This is a genomic window from Desulfosalsimonas sp. (assembly GCF_046483245.1).
GTDB lineage: Bacteria > Desulfobacterota > Desulfobacteria > Desulfobacterales > Desulfosalsimonadaceae > Desulfosalsimonas.
This window is the reverse complement of record NZ_JAWODO010000133.1, coordinates 1-17,150: the sequence shown is the minus strand read 5'-3', so window position 1 is coordinate 17,150 and position 17,150 is coordinate 1. Positions and strand designations below refer to the sequence as shown.

Here is a 17,150-nt window from a genome sequence, read left to right as displayed (position 1 = left end):
GTTCGCCCTTGCCAGGTCTTTTTTGCACAAATGGCAGATCACATCGGGTTTCTGCTTTTTTGGATCACGCCGTGGCACCGGAAACCTCTTTTTGCCAAGGTTGCCGGAACTTGATTTGTTAAAACAATATGCAGAATCCAAAGGGTTGTCAAGAGGACAAATTTGATTGAAAACTCAGGAGGCTATGAAAGATGAACCGTTTCTGCGGGCAATTGGTGTTGAAACGCCGTGGGTTTTGTTGTATAAAACCGTCTAAGATTGATGTTCTTGATAGTGCCCGAATGAAAACCAGGATTTTTCGTCAAGGTCAAGGACGGCGAAGATTTTAACCGCAGGAATACTCGACGTATTTTGAGGATTAAAATTTGAGCCGGAGCAGAGATTGGCGGAAAAGACGGTTTTCGTTCAGGCACTAGTATATGAGTTATGCTCTAGGCAGACGCCACCCAGGCTCATCCGGGTGGCGTTTTTTTATTGGAGGCGGGCAAATCATGGCCGGACTGCTGGTAATTGACAATTATGATTCCTTTACCCACAACCTGGTGCAGATGTTTATGCGCTATGATCTGGAAATTTCCGTGTTCCGGGCAGACTGCATCACCCTTGAGCAGATTCCGGCACACAGGCCCGATTACCTGCTTATCAGCCCGGGCCCCCGGGCTCCGGAGCAGGCCGGCGTCAGCGTGGAAGCGGTCCGGTCCTTTGCCGGCCGGATTCCGGTACTGGGCGTATGTCTGGGCATGCAGTGCATCAACGCGGCTTTCGGGGGAAAGACCCTCCGAGCCCCCGTGCCCGTGCATGGAAAGACCAGCCGCATATTTCATGACCGCACGGGCCTGTTTGAAAACATCGAGTCCCCGTTTACCGCAACCCGGTATCACTCCCTGGTCATTGACGGCCGGGGCCGTGGCCTGCGGGCCTGCGCCTGGACCCGCAGCGGCGTGATCATGGGCATTGCCGATCAGGGGCGGCGGCTTTTTGGTGTGCAGTTTCATCCGGAAAGTTTTATGACACAAAACGGATTTGCCCTTGTGGAAAGTTTTCTTTCCCACGGGCCGCTCAACCTCCGGGAGCACAGGAAATGACGATGGCGCTGTAAAAAGTCCAATATCAGCGTTACGCGCGATTTCTCAGAATTTCACGTACGGATAAGTACGCTGCATTCTTCGAAATCGCGCAAGCCTTGATCTTGAACTTTTTACAGCGCCATCTGAAAACCGACTTTTTACGAGTGTGTCAAATGATAAACGACCTGCAAACGCAGATCTCCGGTTTTGCCGGCGGCATTGACCGGGTCTGCACCGAGACAATTGATCTCAAGGAGCCCTTTGTTGACACTGCCGCCCGGTTTGCCGATCTTACCGGTACCGTGGTGCTGGCAAGCGGCACGGATCATGACGCGGCAAGATATCATATCCTGGCAGCCCGGCCCTGGCTGACTTATCGGTTTGACGGGGTTTATGCCCGGCTCGAAACCAGAGACGACACCCTGTGTGTGAAGGCAGATCCCCTGGAGGTTTTGCGCGCGCTTCTCCATACCTGCGCCGTGGGTCAGGTCTGTCCGGATCTGCCCTTGTGTGCGGGCCTTCTGGGATATCTGTCCTATGACCTGAAAAATCGGATCGAAAACCTGCCCAGAACCGCAGTAGATGACCAGGGGCTGCCGGAGATCTGCCTGTATGCCCCGTCAGTGCTTCTGATCTGCGACCGGCACCGGCAAACCACGCGGCTGTGCATTCCGCTGCGGTCAAAAACCGGACAAACCGGGGCGGCCCTGGCCCGGGACTGGTTTTTCGCGCACCTGTACCGCCCGGCCCAATGCCTTGAGACCGGCTTTTCCGGCGGATCAACGGGTTTTTTCTCACCGTTTACCCGGCGCACCTACATGGAGGCGGTGGAGACGGTCAAAGACTACATTGTTTCCGGTGACATCTACCAAGTGAATTTTTCCCAGCGCTTTGAAACCGATTTTTCCGGTCATCCCTATGCCATGTTCGCCCGCCTGTTTGCCGATGCCCCGGCCCCTTTTTATGCTTATGTCCATGCCGGGGATCACTGGATCGTGTCCACGTCCCCGGAGCGTTTTGTCTGCAAAACCGGATCTCTGGTGGAAACCCGGCCCATCAAGGGCACCCGGCCCCGGGCAGAGACGGCCGCAGCCGACCGCGCCCTGGCAGAAGAACTGCAGTCCAGTGAAAAAGAGGATGCGGAACTGTCCATGATCGTGGATCTGATGCGAAACGACCTGGGCCGGGTGTGTGCGGCCGGCACCGTGGCGGTGGCCGAACACAAACGCCTGGAGGCCTGGCCCAATGTATTTCACCTGGTGTCCGTGATCCGGGGACGGCTGGCTGAAAACAAAGACAGCGTGGACTTGATCCGTGCTGCATTTCCCGGCGGGTCTGTGACGGGATGTCCCAGAATCCGGGCCATGGAAATCATAGACGAGCTTGAGCCCGCCTGCAGGCATGTCTATACCGGCTCCATCGGCTATATCGGCTTTGACGGGCAGATGGATCTCTCCATTGCCATCCGTACGGCTGTCATTCGCGGCAACCGGATGTTTTTTTCCGTGGGCGGGGGCGTGGTGTTTGACTCGGATCCGGCCTCGGAATACGAGGAAACCCTCCACAAGGGACGATCCGTGATGAGCGTGTTCGGGGAGCCCGGCAGGGTTGAAGACCGCGGGCCCCGGATCTGGTTAAACGGCATGATCGTGGCCGAATCCGATGCCCGGGTGCCGGTCACCGACCCGGGAGTGCAGTATGGATACGGATTTTTTGAAACCATCCGGGTGGAAAACAATCAAATTCATCTGGCAGAAGCGCACCTGAAGCGGTTTTTCCGCACGTGGCAGGCGCTTTTTAACATCCCTGTGCCCGATCAGAGCTGGCAGACCATCGTTTCCCGGGTGGTGGCGGCCAATAACCTGACAAAACAGGTGTGCGCTGTCAAGCTCCTGGCCGCGGCCCGGCAGGAGGAAAACCGGCTCGATCGTCCGCCCCATCTGATGGTTTCAGCCGCTTCGTATGTGCACCGGCTGGAGCAGGCGGGAAAGCCGGCCCTGGATCTGGCCACATACCCCTGTTTCCGGCAGACCCCCCTGGCGGGCCATAAGACCATGAATTACTTGTATTATCTCATGGCCGGCAAATGGGCGCGCCGGCAGGGGGCCGATGAAGCCGTGATCTGCAATCCAGACGGATCTGTTTCTGAGACCAACACCGCCAACCTGCTGGCGGTTTACGGAAAAACCGTGATCTGTCCGTCATCCGCCCATGTGCTGACCGGGGTCATGGAGCAGGCTGTGACGCGGCGGCTTCAGGCGCTGGGCTTTTTTATCCGCAGAAAACCTGTCACGGTCCAATCCCTGGTTGATGCAGACCTGGTGATGGTCACCAATTCCCTGATGGGCCCGGTGGGGGTGCGCTCGGTTGACGGGAGAGCCGTGGCCTGCGACCCGGAATGGGTCGCGGGTCTGCGCAGCAGTGTATTGTCTGATTTCAGCTAAATAGTGCCCGAACGAAAACCAGGTTTTCGTTCAGGAAATCCGAAATCCGAAGCTCGAAATCCGAAACAATGACCAAAACCCTAAATGCATCAATGACAGAAACATCCTGTTTTAAGCTGTTGGTTTTTATCATTTGAACATTCGATATTCGTATTTGTTTCGGATTTCGGATTTCGATATTCGGGTTTTGGCTGAACAGGGTTTTCGTTCAGCCACTAGTTAGCTTGTGCCGTGGCGGACAAAACACGGCCTAGTGCCACCTGAAAATCCGCAATCCTAGAACGAAAAACACCGCACCCATGGCGGCCAGCACAGCCGTTGGCATGGCTGTTTGAGCAAATCCGGCTCCCTCGTTGAACACCGCCCGAAGCCCGTCAAGAAAAATCGTCAACGGCAGCATCTGAATAAAATCAATGCTCCACTCCGGAAAATTGTGATAGCTGAAAAAAATCCCCGACAGCACGGCCATGGGCATAACCACCGCATTGACCAGCCCGTTTCCCACCTCGGTGTTGGCCGTGCGCGAACAGGTAAAAATGGCAATGCCGCAAAATGCGATATTACCGGCAAAAAACAGGGCCGTCAGGGCGGCAATGCTTCCCTGAACGGCAATGTCAAAGACCAGACAGACAAAGACAAACAGCAAAACCGCCTCGATCAGATTCATCCCGATGCGCACAGCCATGAGGGTGATGAGAAAATGAGATTTTTTCATTGGCGTGGCCACCATCCGGCGCAGCAGCTTTTTTGAGCGCTTGTCAATCATTCCGTAACTGATGCCCCACATGCACGACATCATCACGTTCATGCAGATCAGACCCGGCACCAGAAAATCAATATACCGGGTGCCGGTAACCGTCAGGGGAGAGATTTGGCCGTGGGCGCCCCCACCTGCCTCCGCCCTGCCCTGCGCGGCTGCTGAAAGCTTTAAATAGGCCAGCTCAGCCTCGGGATTGCGGGGGTCAAAATGATATTGAATCCCTTTGTCTTTCGCCGGACTCATGACCAGGTTGAGCTTGCCCCGCTTAATCTGCACCATGGCCGATTGCCAGTCAGTCCGGACAAACTCAAACCGGGTGGTGCCCAGTAGGGTGTCTTCCAGGGTCATCTGCCAGGCAGGGCTCTGGTTTTCCGGCAAATCCAAATTCCCGGCTCTATTTTCCAGAAAACTTTCCAGGCCTGTGCCATTGCTTGCAACTTCGGCATTGTCCCGGACAACGCCCACCCGGTAGACGGTTTCACTTTTCTGGGTAAAGGCCAGACCCAGGCCCAGGGAAATGAGAATAGGGAAAATAATCCCCCAAAAAATCACCGCAGGCTCACGGATCACCTCCCGTGCATGGGCGGCAAACAAATGACAAATCTGGTGCCGGGATAGGACTGGCTCAGTCATGCAGACGCCTTCCTGTCATTTCGGTAAACAGATCATCCAGAGTTTTTCTCCGGCACTCCATGTTTTTCAGATGCAGCCCCCGGTTTTTGAGAAAATCGAGAAAAACCGGAAGCTGATGCTCGATATCGGAAATGGCCACCGTGCCCCGGCCGGCAACCGGATCCCACTGCACGGCAAACGGCGCGTTTTCCAAAAGCTCCGGCCCGGCGTGATCCGGATTTTCGATGGTAAACTCAATGATTTTTTCCGCCTGTGTATCTTCCAGCAAATCCTGCAGGCTTCCTTCCCGCAGAACCCTGCCCTGGTCCATGATCTGAATGTGCTCGCAGAGCTTTTCAGCCTCTTCCATATAATGGGTGGTCAGCACCAGGCAGGTGCGGGTGTTTTTTTTTAAATCCAGCAGAATCGACCAGATCTCCCGGCGGGCGTTGGGGTCCAGGCCTGTGGTGGGCTCGTCGAGCAAAAGCACCTGGGGGGAATTGAGCAGGGCGATGCCCAGGGCCAGCCGCTGGCGCTGGCCGCCTGACAGATGCACCACCCGCTGGCTGTGCTTTGCCTCCAGCCCGGACAAAGCCAGGATCTCTTTTACCCGGGATTTGCCCAGGCTGAAAAAGGAGGCAAACAACCGCAGGGTTTCCCATACGCTTAACTTGTCCATAAACCGGGTTTCCTGGAGGCAAAGCCCGATTCGCCTACGAAGGTATTGTTCGTTTCCCTTCCACGGCCTTCCCAGAATCCTGATCTCCCCATGGTCGGGAGCCTGGATACCCTCGATCATCTCCACCAGGGTGGTTTTGCCCGCACCGTTAGGCCCCAGCAGGGCGGTGAACTGACCGGGGCGGATCCGCAGATCCACGCCGTTTACCGCCTTGACCCCGTTGAAAGATTTATACACGTCTATGGCTTCAATAAGCATATTCATTGATTTTCTTCATCCTGCCGGTGCTCCCCGATTTCCTGAAAATACCGGCGGTACTGCTCTTTGACCATTTTCCGGTAAATGTGATAAAAAAACAGGCTCATGATTTCGGTTGACTGGCTGCTTTTTTTCCGCAGCTCCCCTCGGGCCATCTGCTGCCAGCCAAGCTCCATGAACCGCTGGACGTTTCTGGCCACCAGATCCCTGAACAAGTCGGTGAAGTTGCGCAGTTCTGCCGGATCAAAGCCGTCTCTGGGGCCGATGCCAATGCCGTCCATGTCCACCAGCAGCCTGCCGATGATCACGTCATCCTGGGAGTAATGCGGCTTGCCGTTGCGGTTTTCGCTTGTGATAATCCCCCATTGCTCCATTTTGTCAAGCCATTTTTCACTGATGCCCGTGGCCTCGATAAAGGCCGCACGCCCGGTGACTCCGCCGGAAACCAGCTGATCCAGGGGCCGGATGTACTCGGAGAGAAACATGAAGGCCGACCGGTCTGCGGGCGACTGCTTGTTGTGCTTTTTCATCAGCTTTTTGATCACCGGTATGGGCAGGAAATAATTTTCCCGAAGGGCCTTGATCAGCCGGACCTGCTCCACGAAATCCGCTCCGTAGTCGGCCTGATTGCTGCCGGTTTTCTTTGGTTTGGGCAAAACCCCCTCGCGGATGTAATAATGAATGGTTTCCTTGGAAACCCCTGTTTTTTTGACCAGTTCACTGATTTTCACGCCGTGTGTCTCCGATTTTCCAAATTTTTCCGGCCCTATCTTTTTTATTGACAAAGACGGCCATGGGAGTATTTTGTCTTACTATCGTGTAGCATACTACACGTTTTTTGCAAACATGTTGTCTGCGTTGGCAGCCCGCCGCCGGCAGCCGGCATTTAAGGGGGGAATAAAAAGGTCTATGAAATAAAAAGCAGGGGATAGTTGAACCGCAACCAGGCACGGGGGGCGGCGGCACTGAAATCTGCGGATAATGGCTTGCTTTTTGGCCTTATTTCAGAAATAATAAAAATTTGACGGTAGTCCTAACATAGTTTTCGTTTTGCCAAATTCACTTGCGGAAGCCCTGATGGAAAAAAGCGAAGAAGCAATTCTTGTTGCAGAAGATGTGCGGTCGTCGCGCCATGCCCTGGTCAGCATGCTCAAAAAACAGGGTTTTACCAAAATTTATGAGGCCGAAAACGGACAGCAGGCACTCGATATTCTGCGCAGCCAGCGTATTGACCTTGTATTGCTCGATATTATGATGCCGGAAATCGATGGTCTTGCGGTGCTCAAAACCATGAAGGCCGATACCGGCCTGCGCCTGGTGCCGGTGATCATGATCACGGCCATCGATGACATGGACAGCGCTGTAGAATGCATTGAAATGGGCGCCGAAGACTACCTGATCAAGCCGTTTAATCCGGTCATGCTGCGTGCGCGCATCACTGCAAGCCTTGAAAAAAAGCGGCTGCGCGATATTGAAAAAGAATATCTGCGCATGTACGATTCAGCCACCGGCCTGCCCAACAGGCGCTATTTTACCCAGCGGCTCACTGAACAACTCCACCGCAGCCAACGGCATCCTTCCCTTTTTGCCGTACTGGCGGTGCGAATCGGCAAATACCCGGCCATCTTTGAAACCCTTGGGAGAAAAACCGGGGATCGCTATATTCTGGAGCGCGCCGGCCAGCTCAAACAAATCCTGCCCGATGATGCGGTGATTGCCCGAACAGGGGAGCAGACCTTCGGGGTGATTTTCTTTGATTTGCCCTCACCCGCAGAGGGCAATGCCGCAGCCAAAGCCATCTCCGAGACCCTGGCCAGTCCTGTGTACCTGGAAGGCCGCGAATTTACGGGCAACATCCAGGTGGGCGTGGCCTACAACGACCCTCCTTATTCAAACGCTGAAACCATGCTCCGGGATGCGGGCCTGGCCGCCGGCCAGGTGGATATCCGGGGGGGATTCAAGATCTTTGACGACACCATTCACCAGGCAGCCATGCGGCGGCTGGAACTGGAGCCGGCCCTGCGCCAGGCCCTTGAAAACAATCAGCTGATCATCCATTATCAGCCGATTGTATCCCTTGAAAACGGCAAAATTAAGGGATATGAAGCCCTGGTGCGCTGGCAGCACCCGGAAAAGGGAATCATCATGCCCGATGAATTCATCCGGCTGGCTGAGGAAACCGGCCTGATCATCCCGCTTGGCACCTGGGTCATCCATGAAGTCTGTCGGCAGGCCGCATGCTGGCAGCAAGACGGCAGCCGGGGCAATCACCTGACCATCAGCGTCAATGTCTCGGCCCACCAGTTCATCGAGCCGGCCTTTCTCTCGGTGATCCAGTCTGCGCTTCAAAAATCGGGAATTCACAGCAACTGCATCAGCCTGGAACTCACCGAGACCGCCCTGATCGAAAACAGCCAGCAGGTCACGGAAGTACTCGACGAACTGCGCCGGATCAAAGTTCGCACCTCCCTGGATGATTTCGGCACCGGCTACTGTTCCCTGAACTACCTGCACCGGTATCCGTTTGACACCCTGAAAATCGATCAGTGCTTTGTGCGCCACATTGATTCCAACCGCCGCAATCAGGCCATTGTCAGCAGCACCATTGAACTGGCCCACCGCCTGGGCATGCAGGTGGTGGCCGAAGGCATTGAAACCGAGGCTGAAATGGAGACATTAAAACAGTTAAACTGCGAGTACGGCCAGGGCTGGTTTTACGGTCAGCCCGCGCTTTCGTGATCCGCCCGGCCAACAGATGAAAGTTTCACCCCGGTTGCCACAGCGGAAATCAAACCGGCAATGAGCACCGGAAACAGCAGCATGGCATGGGACACCAGGGAAAACCCGGCAGCCGCATCCTTTTGCACCCCGAAAAGCGCAAGACCAAAAACGCTGCCCGCTTCCCAGATCCCCCAGTATCCAGGAACAGACGGCAGGACAATAAAGAAGCACACAATGATAAACACGGCAATGGTCTGGGAAAACGCCAGTTCCACGGCCGGGAATGCAAATGTGGCCAGATGCAGGGCAAAGGCCTGCAGCAGCCAGATCACCAGGGAATAACCAAGGCAGAGCACCAGATGCAGGGGTTGCCGGATCATGGACAGCCCGGCGCCCACATGATCAATCATGGCCGCAATGGGGCGGCTGATTTTTTCTTCGACCTTGCGGGCCGCAGACGGGCGTTTTGAAAACATACGACCCGGGGCCGCCAGCACAAACGCTTTTAGAAGGCGCTGAACCGCGGGCACGCTGATTACCGCCAGGGCCACTGTGATACCGGCACACACCCGGCTTATATTGTGTGCAATGTTTTCCAGCACCTGCCGATCCAGCTGCCAGGAGCGGAAACTGATCTCCAGGTTTGGATCAATATGAACAAATGCCATGACCCAGGCAAACAACGCCACCAGGATGATCATGTCAAACATCCGTTCCGCGATCACCGTTGTAATGCCCACGGTGAAAGGCACATTGTTTTGCTTTTTGATGATGGCCGGCCGGGCCAGTTCCCCGATGCGGCCGGGCAGCACCGTGTTGATCATAAAGGCGATCATCAGGGGGTGATATATCGCAACAAAGGACAGTTTCCTGGAGGTGCCCAGAATCAGCTGCCATCTGACGGCCCGCACCGCAAAGGAAAGCAGACCCACGGCCGCTCCGGCTGCCAGCCACTCGTACCGGAGTCCGGCCATGCTCCGGATCAGGCTTTCAAAGGGAACATTTTTAAATGCAAAATAAAAACCCAGCATTGACAGCAAAACGCCGGCAGCCAGGGAAATCCACATATTGCGATTCATGACAGCTCCGAATCGGCCTGTTGTGCCAAAGATAAACACCCATCAACTCAATAAACATAACGTTTTTTTGTGGCGGATGCAAAAATTAACACGTCCCGCCCTTGACATCCGGGGGGAATTTTATATGCTTTTTGCCTTGCATGGCATGCGTCAAACATTTTTCCAACACCGGAATTTCTGACGCGCTCGTAAAAAGCCGATTTTCAGATGGCGCCGTAAAAAGTTCAAGATCAAGGCTTGCGCGATTTCGAAGAATGCAGCGTAGTTATCTGTACGTGAAATTCTGAGAAATCGCGCGTAACGCAGATATTGGACTTTTACGGTGCCATCAATTTCTCAAAAGGAACAAATCATGGCCGACAGCCTGGACAAGGATTACGAAAAACAGCTTTCACAGCTGCGCCAAAACATTGACCAGACAGATGAAAAAATCATCTCCCTGCTTGCCCGGCGGCAGAAGCAGGTGGAGCAGATCGTTGAGATCAAAAAAAAGCACCACCTGCCCGTCTATCACCCGGCCCGGGAAGAGGACCTGATTTCCGGGCGCCGGGACCGGGCCCGAAAAGCAGGCCTGGATCCGGATTTTGTGGAGGAATTGTTCCGGTCCGTGCTGCGCCGCTCCAGAAAGGAACAAAGCGGGCAGATGCGAAAAAAAGGACTGTACCCTGGGGCAGTGGTGCTGATTGTGGGCGGCTACGGGGAGATGGGGCGGTATTTTGAGGCCTGTTTTTCTGCAGCCGGCTATCAGGTTCGCCTGATGGGCAGACAGGACTGGGACCGGGTGGGACAATTGTGCAAAGATGTGGACCTGGCTGTTGTGTCAGTGCCCATTGAAAAAACCGTTGACACCATCAACGCCCTTGCCCCGCACCTGCCGCCGGATGCCGTTCTCACAGATTTGACCAGCATCAAACAGGCACCCACCCAGGCCATGACAGCCGCCCACAAGGGCCCGGCCATGGGCCTGCACCCCTTGTTCGGCCCCACCACCTCGTCTCTGGACAAGCAGATCATCGTGGCCTGCCCGGGCCGGAACCCGGAGGCCTGTCAGTGGGTCATAGACCAGTTCACCGCCTGGGGGGCGGTCATTGTGCAGTCCTCGCCGGAAGAACATGATGAGATCATGGCGGTGGTCCAGTCCCTGCGGCATTTTGCCACATTTGCCTTCGGCCAGTTCATGGCGCGCAAGCAGGTGCCGGTGGCGCGCACCCTGGAATTTTCCAGCCCCATCTACCGCCTGGAACTCGGCATGGTGGGCCGCCTGTTTGCCCAGGATGCGGCCATGTATGCGGAAATCATCTTTGCCTCCCCACAGCGCCGGGAGCTTTTAAAAGCCTACATCCAAAACATCAATGACAACCTGGAGATGGTGGAAAAAGGCGACAAACAACGCTTTATCCAGGAGTTCAACCAAATTGCCGAGTGGTTCGGCCCCTTTGGCGAGCAGGCCATCCGGGAAAGTTCCTATCTCATCGACAAGCTCATTGAACGGTTTTAAAAAAGGGGGCGGGCTGCGCCCCCTTTTTTCCGGGTCTTTGATTATGACGCTTTTTTCTTCTTCGGGGCGATGCGCACGATCCGCGTGGGGCCCTTGACCATGGAAATGGCGTTTTCCGGACAAAACGCGGCGCAAACCCCGCATCCGATGCACAGCTCTTCATTTCTCCGCGCCTTGTCGTCGTCTCCCAGGTAAGCGGCATAGGTGTGACACTCATCCACGCACGTGCCGCATCCCACGCACAGCTCCGGGTCAATGACAGCCAGAAAATTGGTGGCATTGGAAATCGGGGCGATCATGTTTTCCACCGAGTTGCCGCAGCAGCACCGACAGCAGTTGCACACGCTTGTCTCATCCTTGCTGATGTCAAAATTGGGATGATAGGCCTTGTGCACCAGGCCGTCGGCCTCTGACTTTTTAAGTATTTCCCGGGCCTCCTGTTTTGAAATCATCCGGGAAAATCCCTGTTCGCTGGTGTAGCGGGCCGATTTGCCGAATGTAAAGCAGGTCTCCCGTAAATCGGTCTGCTTGCAGGGCTGGCCGCTCAAATCCTTGTGATGCCGGCAGAAGCAGTAACCAAGTGCGATTTCATCAAATTTTTCAATCAGCGCATCCACCTGCTGAGCCGGCAGGATCCGGTCAGCCGATTCCTCCACGGATTCGTCCACCATAATTTTAATGGGTTTGCCCGTGGATTTGTTCTCGGCCATGGGCACGGTGCGGTCCACCGGCGGGGCCTGCATCAGCTGGGGCATGAGGCTGTCATAGTTGCTCTGCACGATATCTTCGAGCTCTTCAAACAATTGGTCAAACAGGGCGCTGATCTTCCGGTTGCGCTCATTGTGCTCGATTTTGCCCATAAACATGTATTCAAAAGTGCCCACATTGAGCAGGGGCAGCAACCGATAGACCATTGTCCCCTTGCGGTTGGGCTGGTTGAAGATAACCCCCCTGGAGGCCAGTTTGTTGGCCTTTTCCACAACCTCGGATTCGGAAAGCCCTGTGGTCTGCTTTAGCTGATCAAGGGTCTGGGACTTGTGATCACTGAAAGCCAGGACAAAATCCAGGTCTTCTTCGCCGAGAAAATATTTCAGCAGCTTGACCAGGGTATCATTGACCGGCACAGGCGTACCCCCGGCCGAAGAAATGACATGGCCCACCTGCTTGTATTTTTCGTCAATGTTGGCCTCTTGCGTCATAACCGGTTTTTCTCCTTTGGTTTGAATGAATTGCAGTCAATTTTGCCGTGATTTGATCACAAACCGCCTCCTGAGCGATTCCGGCACAGGAAACGGTAATATCAGCATGTTTTTGATAAAGGCACAGGCGCTGGGCATACAACTGGGCAAAGCTCTGGTCCGGGCGCTTGGCAATGCCCCGGGCACTGAAATCCCCCACCCTTTGCTCCAGGGTGGCCAGATCCGCGTCCAGAAACACGATGATGCCGTCTGATTTCAAATGCGCCATGGCCGCATCACTGTAAACAGCACTGCCGCCCGTGGCAATCACATGGTTTTTTACCTTCAGGCCCAGCAGAAGCGCTTCCTCGATTTTCCGCAGCTCAGCATGGCCCTTTTGATCCACGATCTGCTGCAGGGTCTGATTTTCCGCCGTCTGGATCAGCACATCCGTGTCCACAAACGCCCGGGCGGTTTTTTTGGCCAGAATCACGCCCACGGTGCTTTTGCCCGAACCCGGCATGCCAATCAATACGATATTTGAAGCTTTTTTGTCCAATACCATTTTCCTGATAAATGCTAAAGGCCTGCATTTTCAATTGCGCTTCTGCAGCCGGGTCAATGGGAATTTTTCCCTTCTTTGCGGTTTCCGTCCAAAAGCTCATAAACGCGCTGGCCGGAAACTTCCTCGTTTTCGATCAGCGTTTCGGCCAGTTGATCCATGGCATCTCTGTTGGTTTCCAGGATGTTTTGGGCCTGGGCAAAGGATTGACTGAGCAGCGCCTCGACCTCCCTGTCCACCTCCTGGGCGGTCATCTCGCTGTATTCACGGGTCTTGGCAAGTTCTTCTCCCAGAAAAACCTCGCCGCCCTGCGCGCCCAGGGCCATGTGTTCGAACCGGCCGCTCATGCCCCATTCCAGAACCATGCGCCTGGCGATTTGGGTGGCGCTCTGCAGGTCATTGGCCGCCCCGCTGGTGGCGGTATCAAATACCAGCATTTCCGCCGCACGGCCGCCCATCATCACTGAAAGCCGATCTGTGAGGTATTGCTTGTGGTAAATGTATTTCTCCCCTTCCGGAAACTGCTGCGTGGCCCCCATGGCCCGGGTCCGGGGCACGATGGAAACCTTGTGGACCGGATCGGCGTACTTCAGGGATGCCCCCACAACGGCATGGCCGGCCTCGTGATAGGCCACCATCTGTTTTTCCTCCTCTGTCAGGGCCAGGCCCTGGCGCACCAGGCCCATGAGAATCTTGTCCCTGGCCTGTTCAATATCATTGTTTTCAATGACCTGCTTGTCATCCCGGGCGGCCAGCAGCGCGGCCTCGTTTAAAAGGTTGCGCAGATCCGCCCCGGAAAAACCCGGGGTGCTGCGGGCCAAAGCCGCCAGATCCACGTCATCGGCCAGATCCTTGTTGCGGACATATATTTCCAGTATCTTCTGCCGCTCCGATGTATTGGGCAGATCCACGATAATCCGGCGGTCAAACCGGCCCGGGCGCATGAGTGCCGGATCCAGCACATCCGGACGGTTTGTGGCGGTCATGACGATCACGTTCTGGCTTTCTTCAAACCCGTCAAGCTCGGAGAGCAGCTGATTCAATGTCTGCTCGCGTTCATCGTGGCCCCCGCCCAGGCCGGCGCCCCTCCGGCGGCCGATGGCATCGATCTCATCAATAAAAATAATGGCCGGGGCGTTTTTCTTGGCATCCTGAAACAGGCTGCGCACCCGCTTGGCGCCCACACCCACAAACATTTCCATGAAATCCGATCCGGTGATGGAAAAAAAGGGCACGTCCGCCTCACCGGCCACCGCCCGGGCCAGGAGGGTCTTTCCTGTTCCCGGCGGTCCCACCAGCATCACCCCCTTGGGTACTTCCGCGCCCAGTTCCCGGATTTTGCCCGGGTCCTTTAAAAACGCAACCAGCTCGTGCAGCTCTGTTTTCGCACCCTGGGCGCCTGCCACGTCGTCAAATTTGGTGGACTCCTGACTGCGCTGGTACAGACGGGCGCGGTTTTGCCCGATGGAAAAAAGGCCTTCGCCGCCCTGCCCCTGAAAACGCCTGTACTGGGAATAAATCAAACTGATGAGAATCACAAACGGCAGCAGTGTAACAATGAGATACCACCAGTTCGTATCCGGCTCAGGCACGGCCGTGACCTCCACATCATTGGCGTCAAGGGTCTCCATAAGATTTTCGTCACCAAATGAGGGCAGGTAGGTGATAAATTCTTCATAGGTTTGCTCCTTGCCGCCGGAAGTTTTTTCCGCGGCCTCTTTCAGGCTTCCCCGGATCTCGTCGCCCTGTACGGTCACCTGAGCCACATTGTCTTCATCGAGCTGCCTGACAAAAGTGGTGTAGCTGATCTTTTCCGGCCCCATTCCGGACATGTAGATGCTCCAGCCAAAAAGGGCCAGCATTACGATCATGACAATCCAGAGATGATAGGTATAGTTCTGACTGGCATACCAGGGGCTTGTAAACTGCGGGCCCTTGCCGGTCCCGTTTTGCTGATGCGGGTTTTGGTCTTTTCCTGTCTGCTGCTGCATGGCGTCTCCTTATGTGCCGTTTCACCCCCCGGCCAAATTCGGCTTAAACAGTCGTTGATATGTTTTGAATTTAGCAATTTCATCCCCGAACAGCAAGTAATGCATATGTTCTCTACAGTCCCGGGCAGGGGCAAATACGGAATATCCTGTATTTTGCAAAACAAGCAAATGCGATATAGATTTATAAATCAACCTGTTGATTCATTTTTTCACCAAAAGTCAACGACCATCAACACAGCCCGGCATGGAGGTGTGTATGAGCTCTGATGAAAAAAAGTGTGGCAGCGGGGTCACACGGCGTGGATTTATGCAGATCATCGGCACAGGGGCCGTGGGCGCATCTTTTGTCGGCGTGGCCATGGCCGCCCGGCCAAAGCCAGCGCCCCCGGAGAAGATGATTCATGCCGAAAACACGGTAAAAATCCGTCTTCATGTCAACGGCGCCAAGCGGGAAGTCCTGGCAGAACCCCGATGGAACCTGCTCTATGTCCTGCGCGAAGTCATGGGCCTGACCGGCACCAAGGAAGGCTGCAGCCGGGGCGAATGCGGCGCTTGCACGGTTCTCATCGACGATATTCCCAGATACGCGTGCATGACCCTTGCGGTGGAAGCCGAGGGGCGCAAAATTACCACAGTGGAGGGACTGATGAACGGCGAGCAGCTCGGCCCCGTGCAGACCGCCTTTCTGGAGGAAGACGCTTACCAGTGCGGATACTGCACCCCCGGGCAGATCATGTCCGTGGAAGGCCTGCTGCGAAAAAATCCCGACCCCGGCCTGGAAGAAATCCGCACCGCGGTTTCCGGCAATCTTTGCCGGTGCGGGGCGTACAAAAACATATTCCGGGCCGGAAAAAAGGCTGCAAGCCTGAAAACCAAATAAGGGGGGCCCATGGCACAGGATGACAATATCTATTACACCCGGGGCATGGAAGTGCCGGAAACACCCGAGCCGGGAGCCGAGCCGGAATTCTGGGAAAAGACTGCAGTGGTGGGAAAGCCCTCCCCGAGGGTTGACGGGTATGAACGGCTCAGCGGCACTGCCGTCTACCCGTCGGATATCAAGCTGCCCAACATGATTTACGGCGCCATACTCAGGTGCCCGCACCCCAATGCCCGGGTCAAAAAACTCGATGCCGGCCGTGCCCGTCAAATGCCCGGGGTCAGGGCCTTGATTACCGGCGATTCAGACGAGACCAAAAATCTGAAATGGCGCTATGATGATTTTACGGCCCCACTTCTGGATTCGCACTGTCGGTTTGAGGGCGAGGCCGTGGCTGCGGTGGCCGCAGACACCCCCTACCAGGCCACGGATGCATTGGCGGCAATCAATGTGGAATACGAGGTTTTACCGCATCTGGCCGATCATGACCGGGCCATGGACGAAAACGCGCCCAAAGTGCACGAAACAGGCAACCTTGTGGGCAAGGATGAATATTCACGCGGTGATGTAAAAAATGGATTTGCCCGGGCAGATTCGGTACTGGAAAGGACTTACCATACCCAGTGCGAGCTCCACACCCCCATGGAACTCCATGGATGCGTGGCCAACTGGGAAGGAGACCGCCTTACCATATGGGAATCCAGCCAGGGCGTCTACGCTGTGCAGTCCACCATCTCGGAAGTCCTCGATCTGCCCTTTTCCAGGGTCCGAGTGATCGGCCATTACATGGGCGGCGGATTTGGCAGCAAGCTGCAGCCCGGCAAATACACAGTGCTGGCCGCCCTGATGGCCCGGCAGGCCGCTCGTCCGGTCAAGATGATACTCACCCGGGAGGAAACCTATCTGAGCGTGGGCAACCGCCCGGCCAGCACCATGCACCTGAAGGCAGGGGTGAGAAGCGACGGGACCCTTACTGCCCTTGATTTCCAGTGCACGGCCCCGAGCGGAGCTTACCCGGCCGGCGGGACATCCCTAATGGACTGGCTCGTCCGGGATCTTTATCAATGCGACAATGTTTCCTGCCGCTCAAACGATGTTTATATCAACGCCGGCCCGGCCAGGCCGTTTCGGGCCCCCGGCCATCCCCAGGGCAGCTGGGCCCTTGAGCAGATGATCGACGGGCAAAACTTTTAACAAAATTAAATCTACTGCTATCGAACAGGATGCCTATGATACAGCCACTGCTTTATTGGGCTTACAGAAGTACCCTTTGGATGAAATCAGATTCGAAAAAGAATCTCAACTTACTGAATAAGTTTTTAGCAGAGCTAAAAACAGTAATGAGTGATTAGTAACAAGTAACCTGTGAGAAACCTAAAAATCAATAAATCTGTAATTGCTCATTACTTATTACTCATTAC

13 protein-coding genes are annotated in these 17,150 nt (G+C 55.2%); 6 read left to right on the top strand and 7 right to left on the bottom strand.

All coding sequences use genetic code 11. The annotated features are described in order from the left end of the window. Positions 1-491 precede the first annotated feature (491 nt). Positions 492-1,085, top strand: a complete 594-nt coding sequence (locus R6U41_RS11400) for an anthranilate synthase component II (protein WP_410269960.1) — start codon at positions 492-494, stop codon at positions 1,083-1,085. A 155-nt stretch (positions 1,086-1,240) separates the two neighbouring features. Further along, positions 1,241-3,511: an aminodeoxychorismate synthase component I gene (gene pabB, locus R6U41_RS11395; protein ID WP_410269959.1), complete on the top strand. Its 2,271-nt coding sequence runs from the start codon at positions 1,241-1,243 to the stop codon at positions 3,509-3,511. A gap of 250 nt (positions 3,512-3,761) precedes the next feature. Here the strand turns inward: pabB and R6U41_RS11390 are convergent, their stop codons facing one another. Genes R6U41_RS11390 through R6U41_RS11380 form a run of 3 tightly spaced genes read right to left on the bottom strand, consistent with a single transcriptional unit; the run spans position 3,762 to position 6,551 of the window. Then, positions 3,762-4,904 carry an ABC transporter permease gene (locus R6U41_RS11390; protein WP_410269958.1) on the bottom strand — a complete coding sequence of 381 codons (1,143 nt, stop codon included), beginning with the start codon at positions 4,902-4,904 and terminating at the stop codon, positions 3,762-3,764. Then, the gene (locus R6U41_RS11385) at positions 4,897-5,826 is read right to left on the bottom strand and encodes an ABC transporter ATP-binding protein (protein ID WP_410269957.1); all 930 of its coding nucleotides are present in this window, start codon (positions 5,824-5,826) and stop codon (positions 4,897-4,899) included. Before R6U41_RS11385 ends, R6U41_RS11390 begins: the two co-directional genes overlap by 8 nt. Then, a complete protein-coding gene (locus R6U41_RS11380; RefSeq protein ID WP_410269956.1) occupies positions 5,823-6,551 on the bottom strand; it encodes a MerR family transcriptional regulator in 729 nt (242 codons plus the stop codon). Before R6U41_RS11380 ends, R6U41_RS11385 begins: the two co-directional genes overlap by 4 nt. 346 nt (positions 6,552-6,897) lie before the next feature. Between R6U41_RS11380 and R6U41_RS11375 the strand changes: the two genes are divergently transcribed. Beyond that, positions 6,898-8,559: a putative bifunctional diguanylate cyclase/phosphodiesterase gene (locus R6U41_RS11375; RefSeq protein WP_410269955.1), complete on the top strand. Its 1,662-nt coding sequence runs from the start codon at positions 6,898-6,900 to the stop codon at positions 8,557-8,559. Here the strand turns inward: R6U41_RS11375 and R6U41_RS11370 are convergent. Next, on the bottom strand, positions 8,541-9,620 hold the full coding sequence (locus R6U41_RS11370) for a lysylphosphatidylglycerol synthase transmembrane domain-containing protein (RefSeq protein ID WP_410269954.1): 1,080 nt from the start codon (positions 9,618-9,620) through the stop codon (positions 8,541-8,543). The two genes, R6U41_RS11375 and R6U41_RS11370, sit on opposite strands and share 19 nt — an antisense overlap. A 352-nt stretch (positions 9,621-9,972) precedes the next feature. On the opposite strand from R6U41_RS11370, the gene tyrA reads away from it, so the two are divergent. Then, the gene (gene tyrA / locus R6U41_RS11365) at positions 9,973-11,118 is read left to right on the top strand and encodes a bifunctional chorismate mutase/prephenate dehydrogenase (RefSeq protein WP_410269953.1); all 1,146 of its coding nucleotides are present in this window, start codon (positions 9,973-9,975) and stop codon (positions 11,116-11,118) included. A 41-nt stretch (positions 11,119-11,159) separates the two neighbouring features. Here tyrA and R6U41_RS11360 read toward each other — a convergent pair whose 3' ends face one another. The 3 genes from R6U41_RS11360 to ftsH are packed head-to-tail and all read right to left on the bottom strand — an operon-like array spanning position 11,160 to position 14,849. Further along, a complete protein-coding gene (locus R6U41_RS11360; protein ID WP_410269952.1) occupies positions 11,160-12,317 on the bottom strand; it encodes an ATP-binding protein in 1,158 nt (385 codons plus the stop codon). Next, a complete protein-coding gene (locus R6U41_RS11355; RefSeq protein WP_410269951.1) occupies positions 12,295-12,855 on the bottom strand; it encodes a shikimate kinase in 561 nt (186 codons plus the stop codon). Before R6U41_RS11355 ends, R6U41_RS11360 begins: the two co-directional genes overlap by 23 nt. A 59-nt stretch (positions 12,856-12,914) precedes the next feature. Further along, positions 12,915-14,849: an ATP-dependent zinc metalloprotease FtsH gene (gene ftsH, locus R6U41_RS11350; RefSeq protein WP_410269950.1), complete on the bottom strand. Its 1,935-nt coding sequence runs from the start codon at positions 14,847-14,849 to the stop codon at positions 12,915-12,917. Between the two features lie 256 nt (positions 14,850-15,105). Between ftsH and R6U41_RS11345 the strand changes: the two genes are divergently transcribed. Together R6U41_RS11345 and R6U41_RS11340 are read left to right on the top strand one after the other, a co-directional pair. Continuing rightward, a complete protein-coding gene (locus tag R6U41_RS11345) occupies positions 15,106-15,729 on the top strand; it encodes a (2Fe-2S)-binding protein (RefSeq protein WP_410269949.1) in 624 nt (207 codons plus the stop codon). Between the two features lie 9 nt (positions 15,730-15,738). Next, positions 15,739-16,923, top strand: a complete 1,185-nt coding sequence (locus R6U41_RS11340) for a xanthine dehydrogenase family protein molybdopterin-binding subunit (protein WP_410269948.1) — start codon at positions 15,739-15,741, stop codon at positions 16,921-16,923. Positions 16,924-17,150 lie beyond the last annotated feature (227 nt).

Excerpts from the sequence above, each read along its gene's own strand:
- R6U41_RS11400 (WP_410269960.1), top strand. The coding sequence starts at position 492 with ATGGCCGGACTGCTGGTAATTGACAATTATGATTCCTTTACCCACAAC.
- pabB (WP_410269959.1), top strand. The coding sequence starts at position 1,241 with ATGATAAACGACCTGCAAACGCAGATCTCCGGTTTTGCCGGCGGCATT.
- R6U41_RS11390 (WP_410269958.1), bottom strand. The coding sequence starts at position 4,904 with ATGACTGAGCCAGTCCTATCCCGGCACCAGATTTGTCATTTGTTTGCC.
- R6U41_RS11385 (WP_410269957.1), bottom strand. The coding sequence starts at position 5,826 with ATGAATATGCTTATTGAAGCCATAGACGTGTATAAATCTTTCAACGGG.
- R6U41_RS11375 (WP_410269955.1), top strand. The coding sequence starts at position 6,898 with ATGGAAAAAAGCGAAGAAGCAATTCTTGTTGCAGAAGATGTGCGGTCG.
- R6U41_RS11370 (WP_410269954.1), bottom strand. The coding sequence starts at position 9,620 with ATGAATCGCAATATGTGGATTTCCCTGGCTGCCGGCGTTTTGCTGTCA.
- tyrA (WP_410269953.1), top strand. The coding sequence starts at position 9,973 with ATGGCCGACAGCCTGGACAAGGATTACGAAAAACAGCTTTCACAGCTG.
- R6U41_RS11360 (WP_410269952.1), bottom strand. The coding sequence starts at position 12,317 with ATGACGCAAGAGGCCAACATTGACGAAAAATACAAGCAGGTGGGCCAT.
- ftsH (WP_410269950.1), bottom strand. The coding sequence starts at position 14,849 with ATGCAGCAGCAGACAGGAAAAGACCAAAACCCGCATCAGCAAAACGGG.
- R6U41_RS11345 (WP_410269949.1), top strand. The coding sequence starts at position 15,106 with ATGAGCTCTGATGAAAAAAAGTGTGGCAGCGGGGTCACACGGCGTGGA.
- R6U41_RS11340 (WP_410269948.1), top strand. The coding sequence starts at position 15,739 with ATGGCACAGGATGACAATATCTATTACACCCGGGGCATGGAAGTGCCG.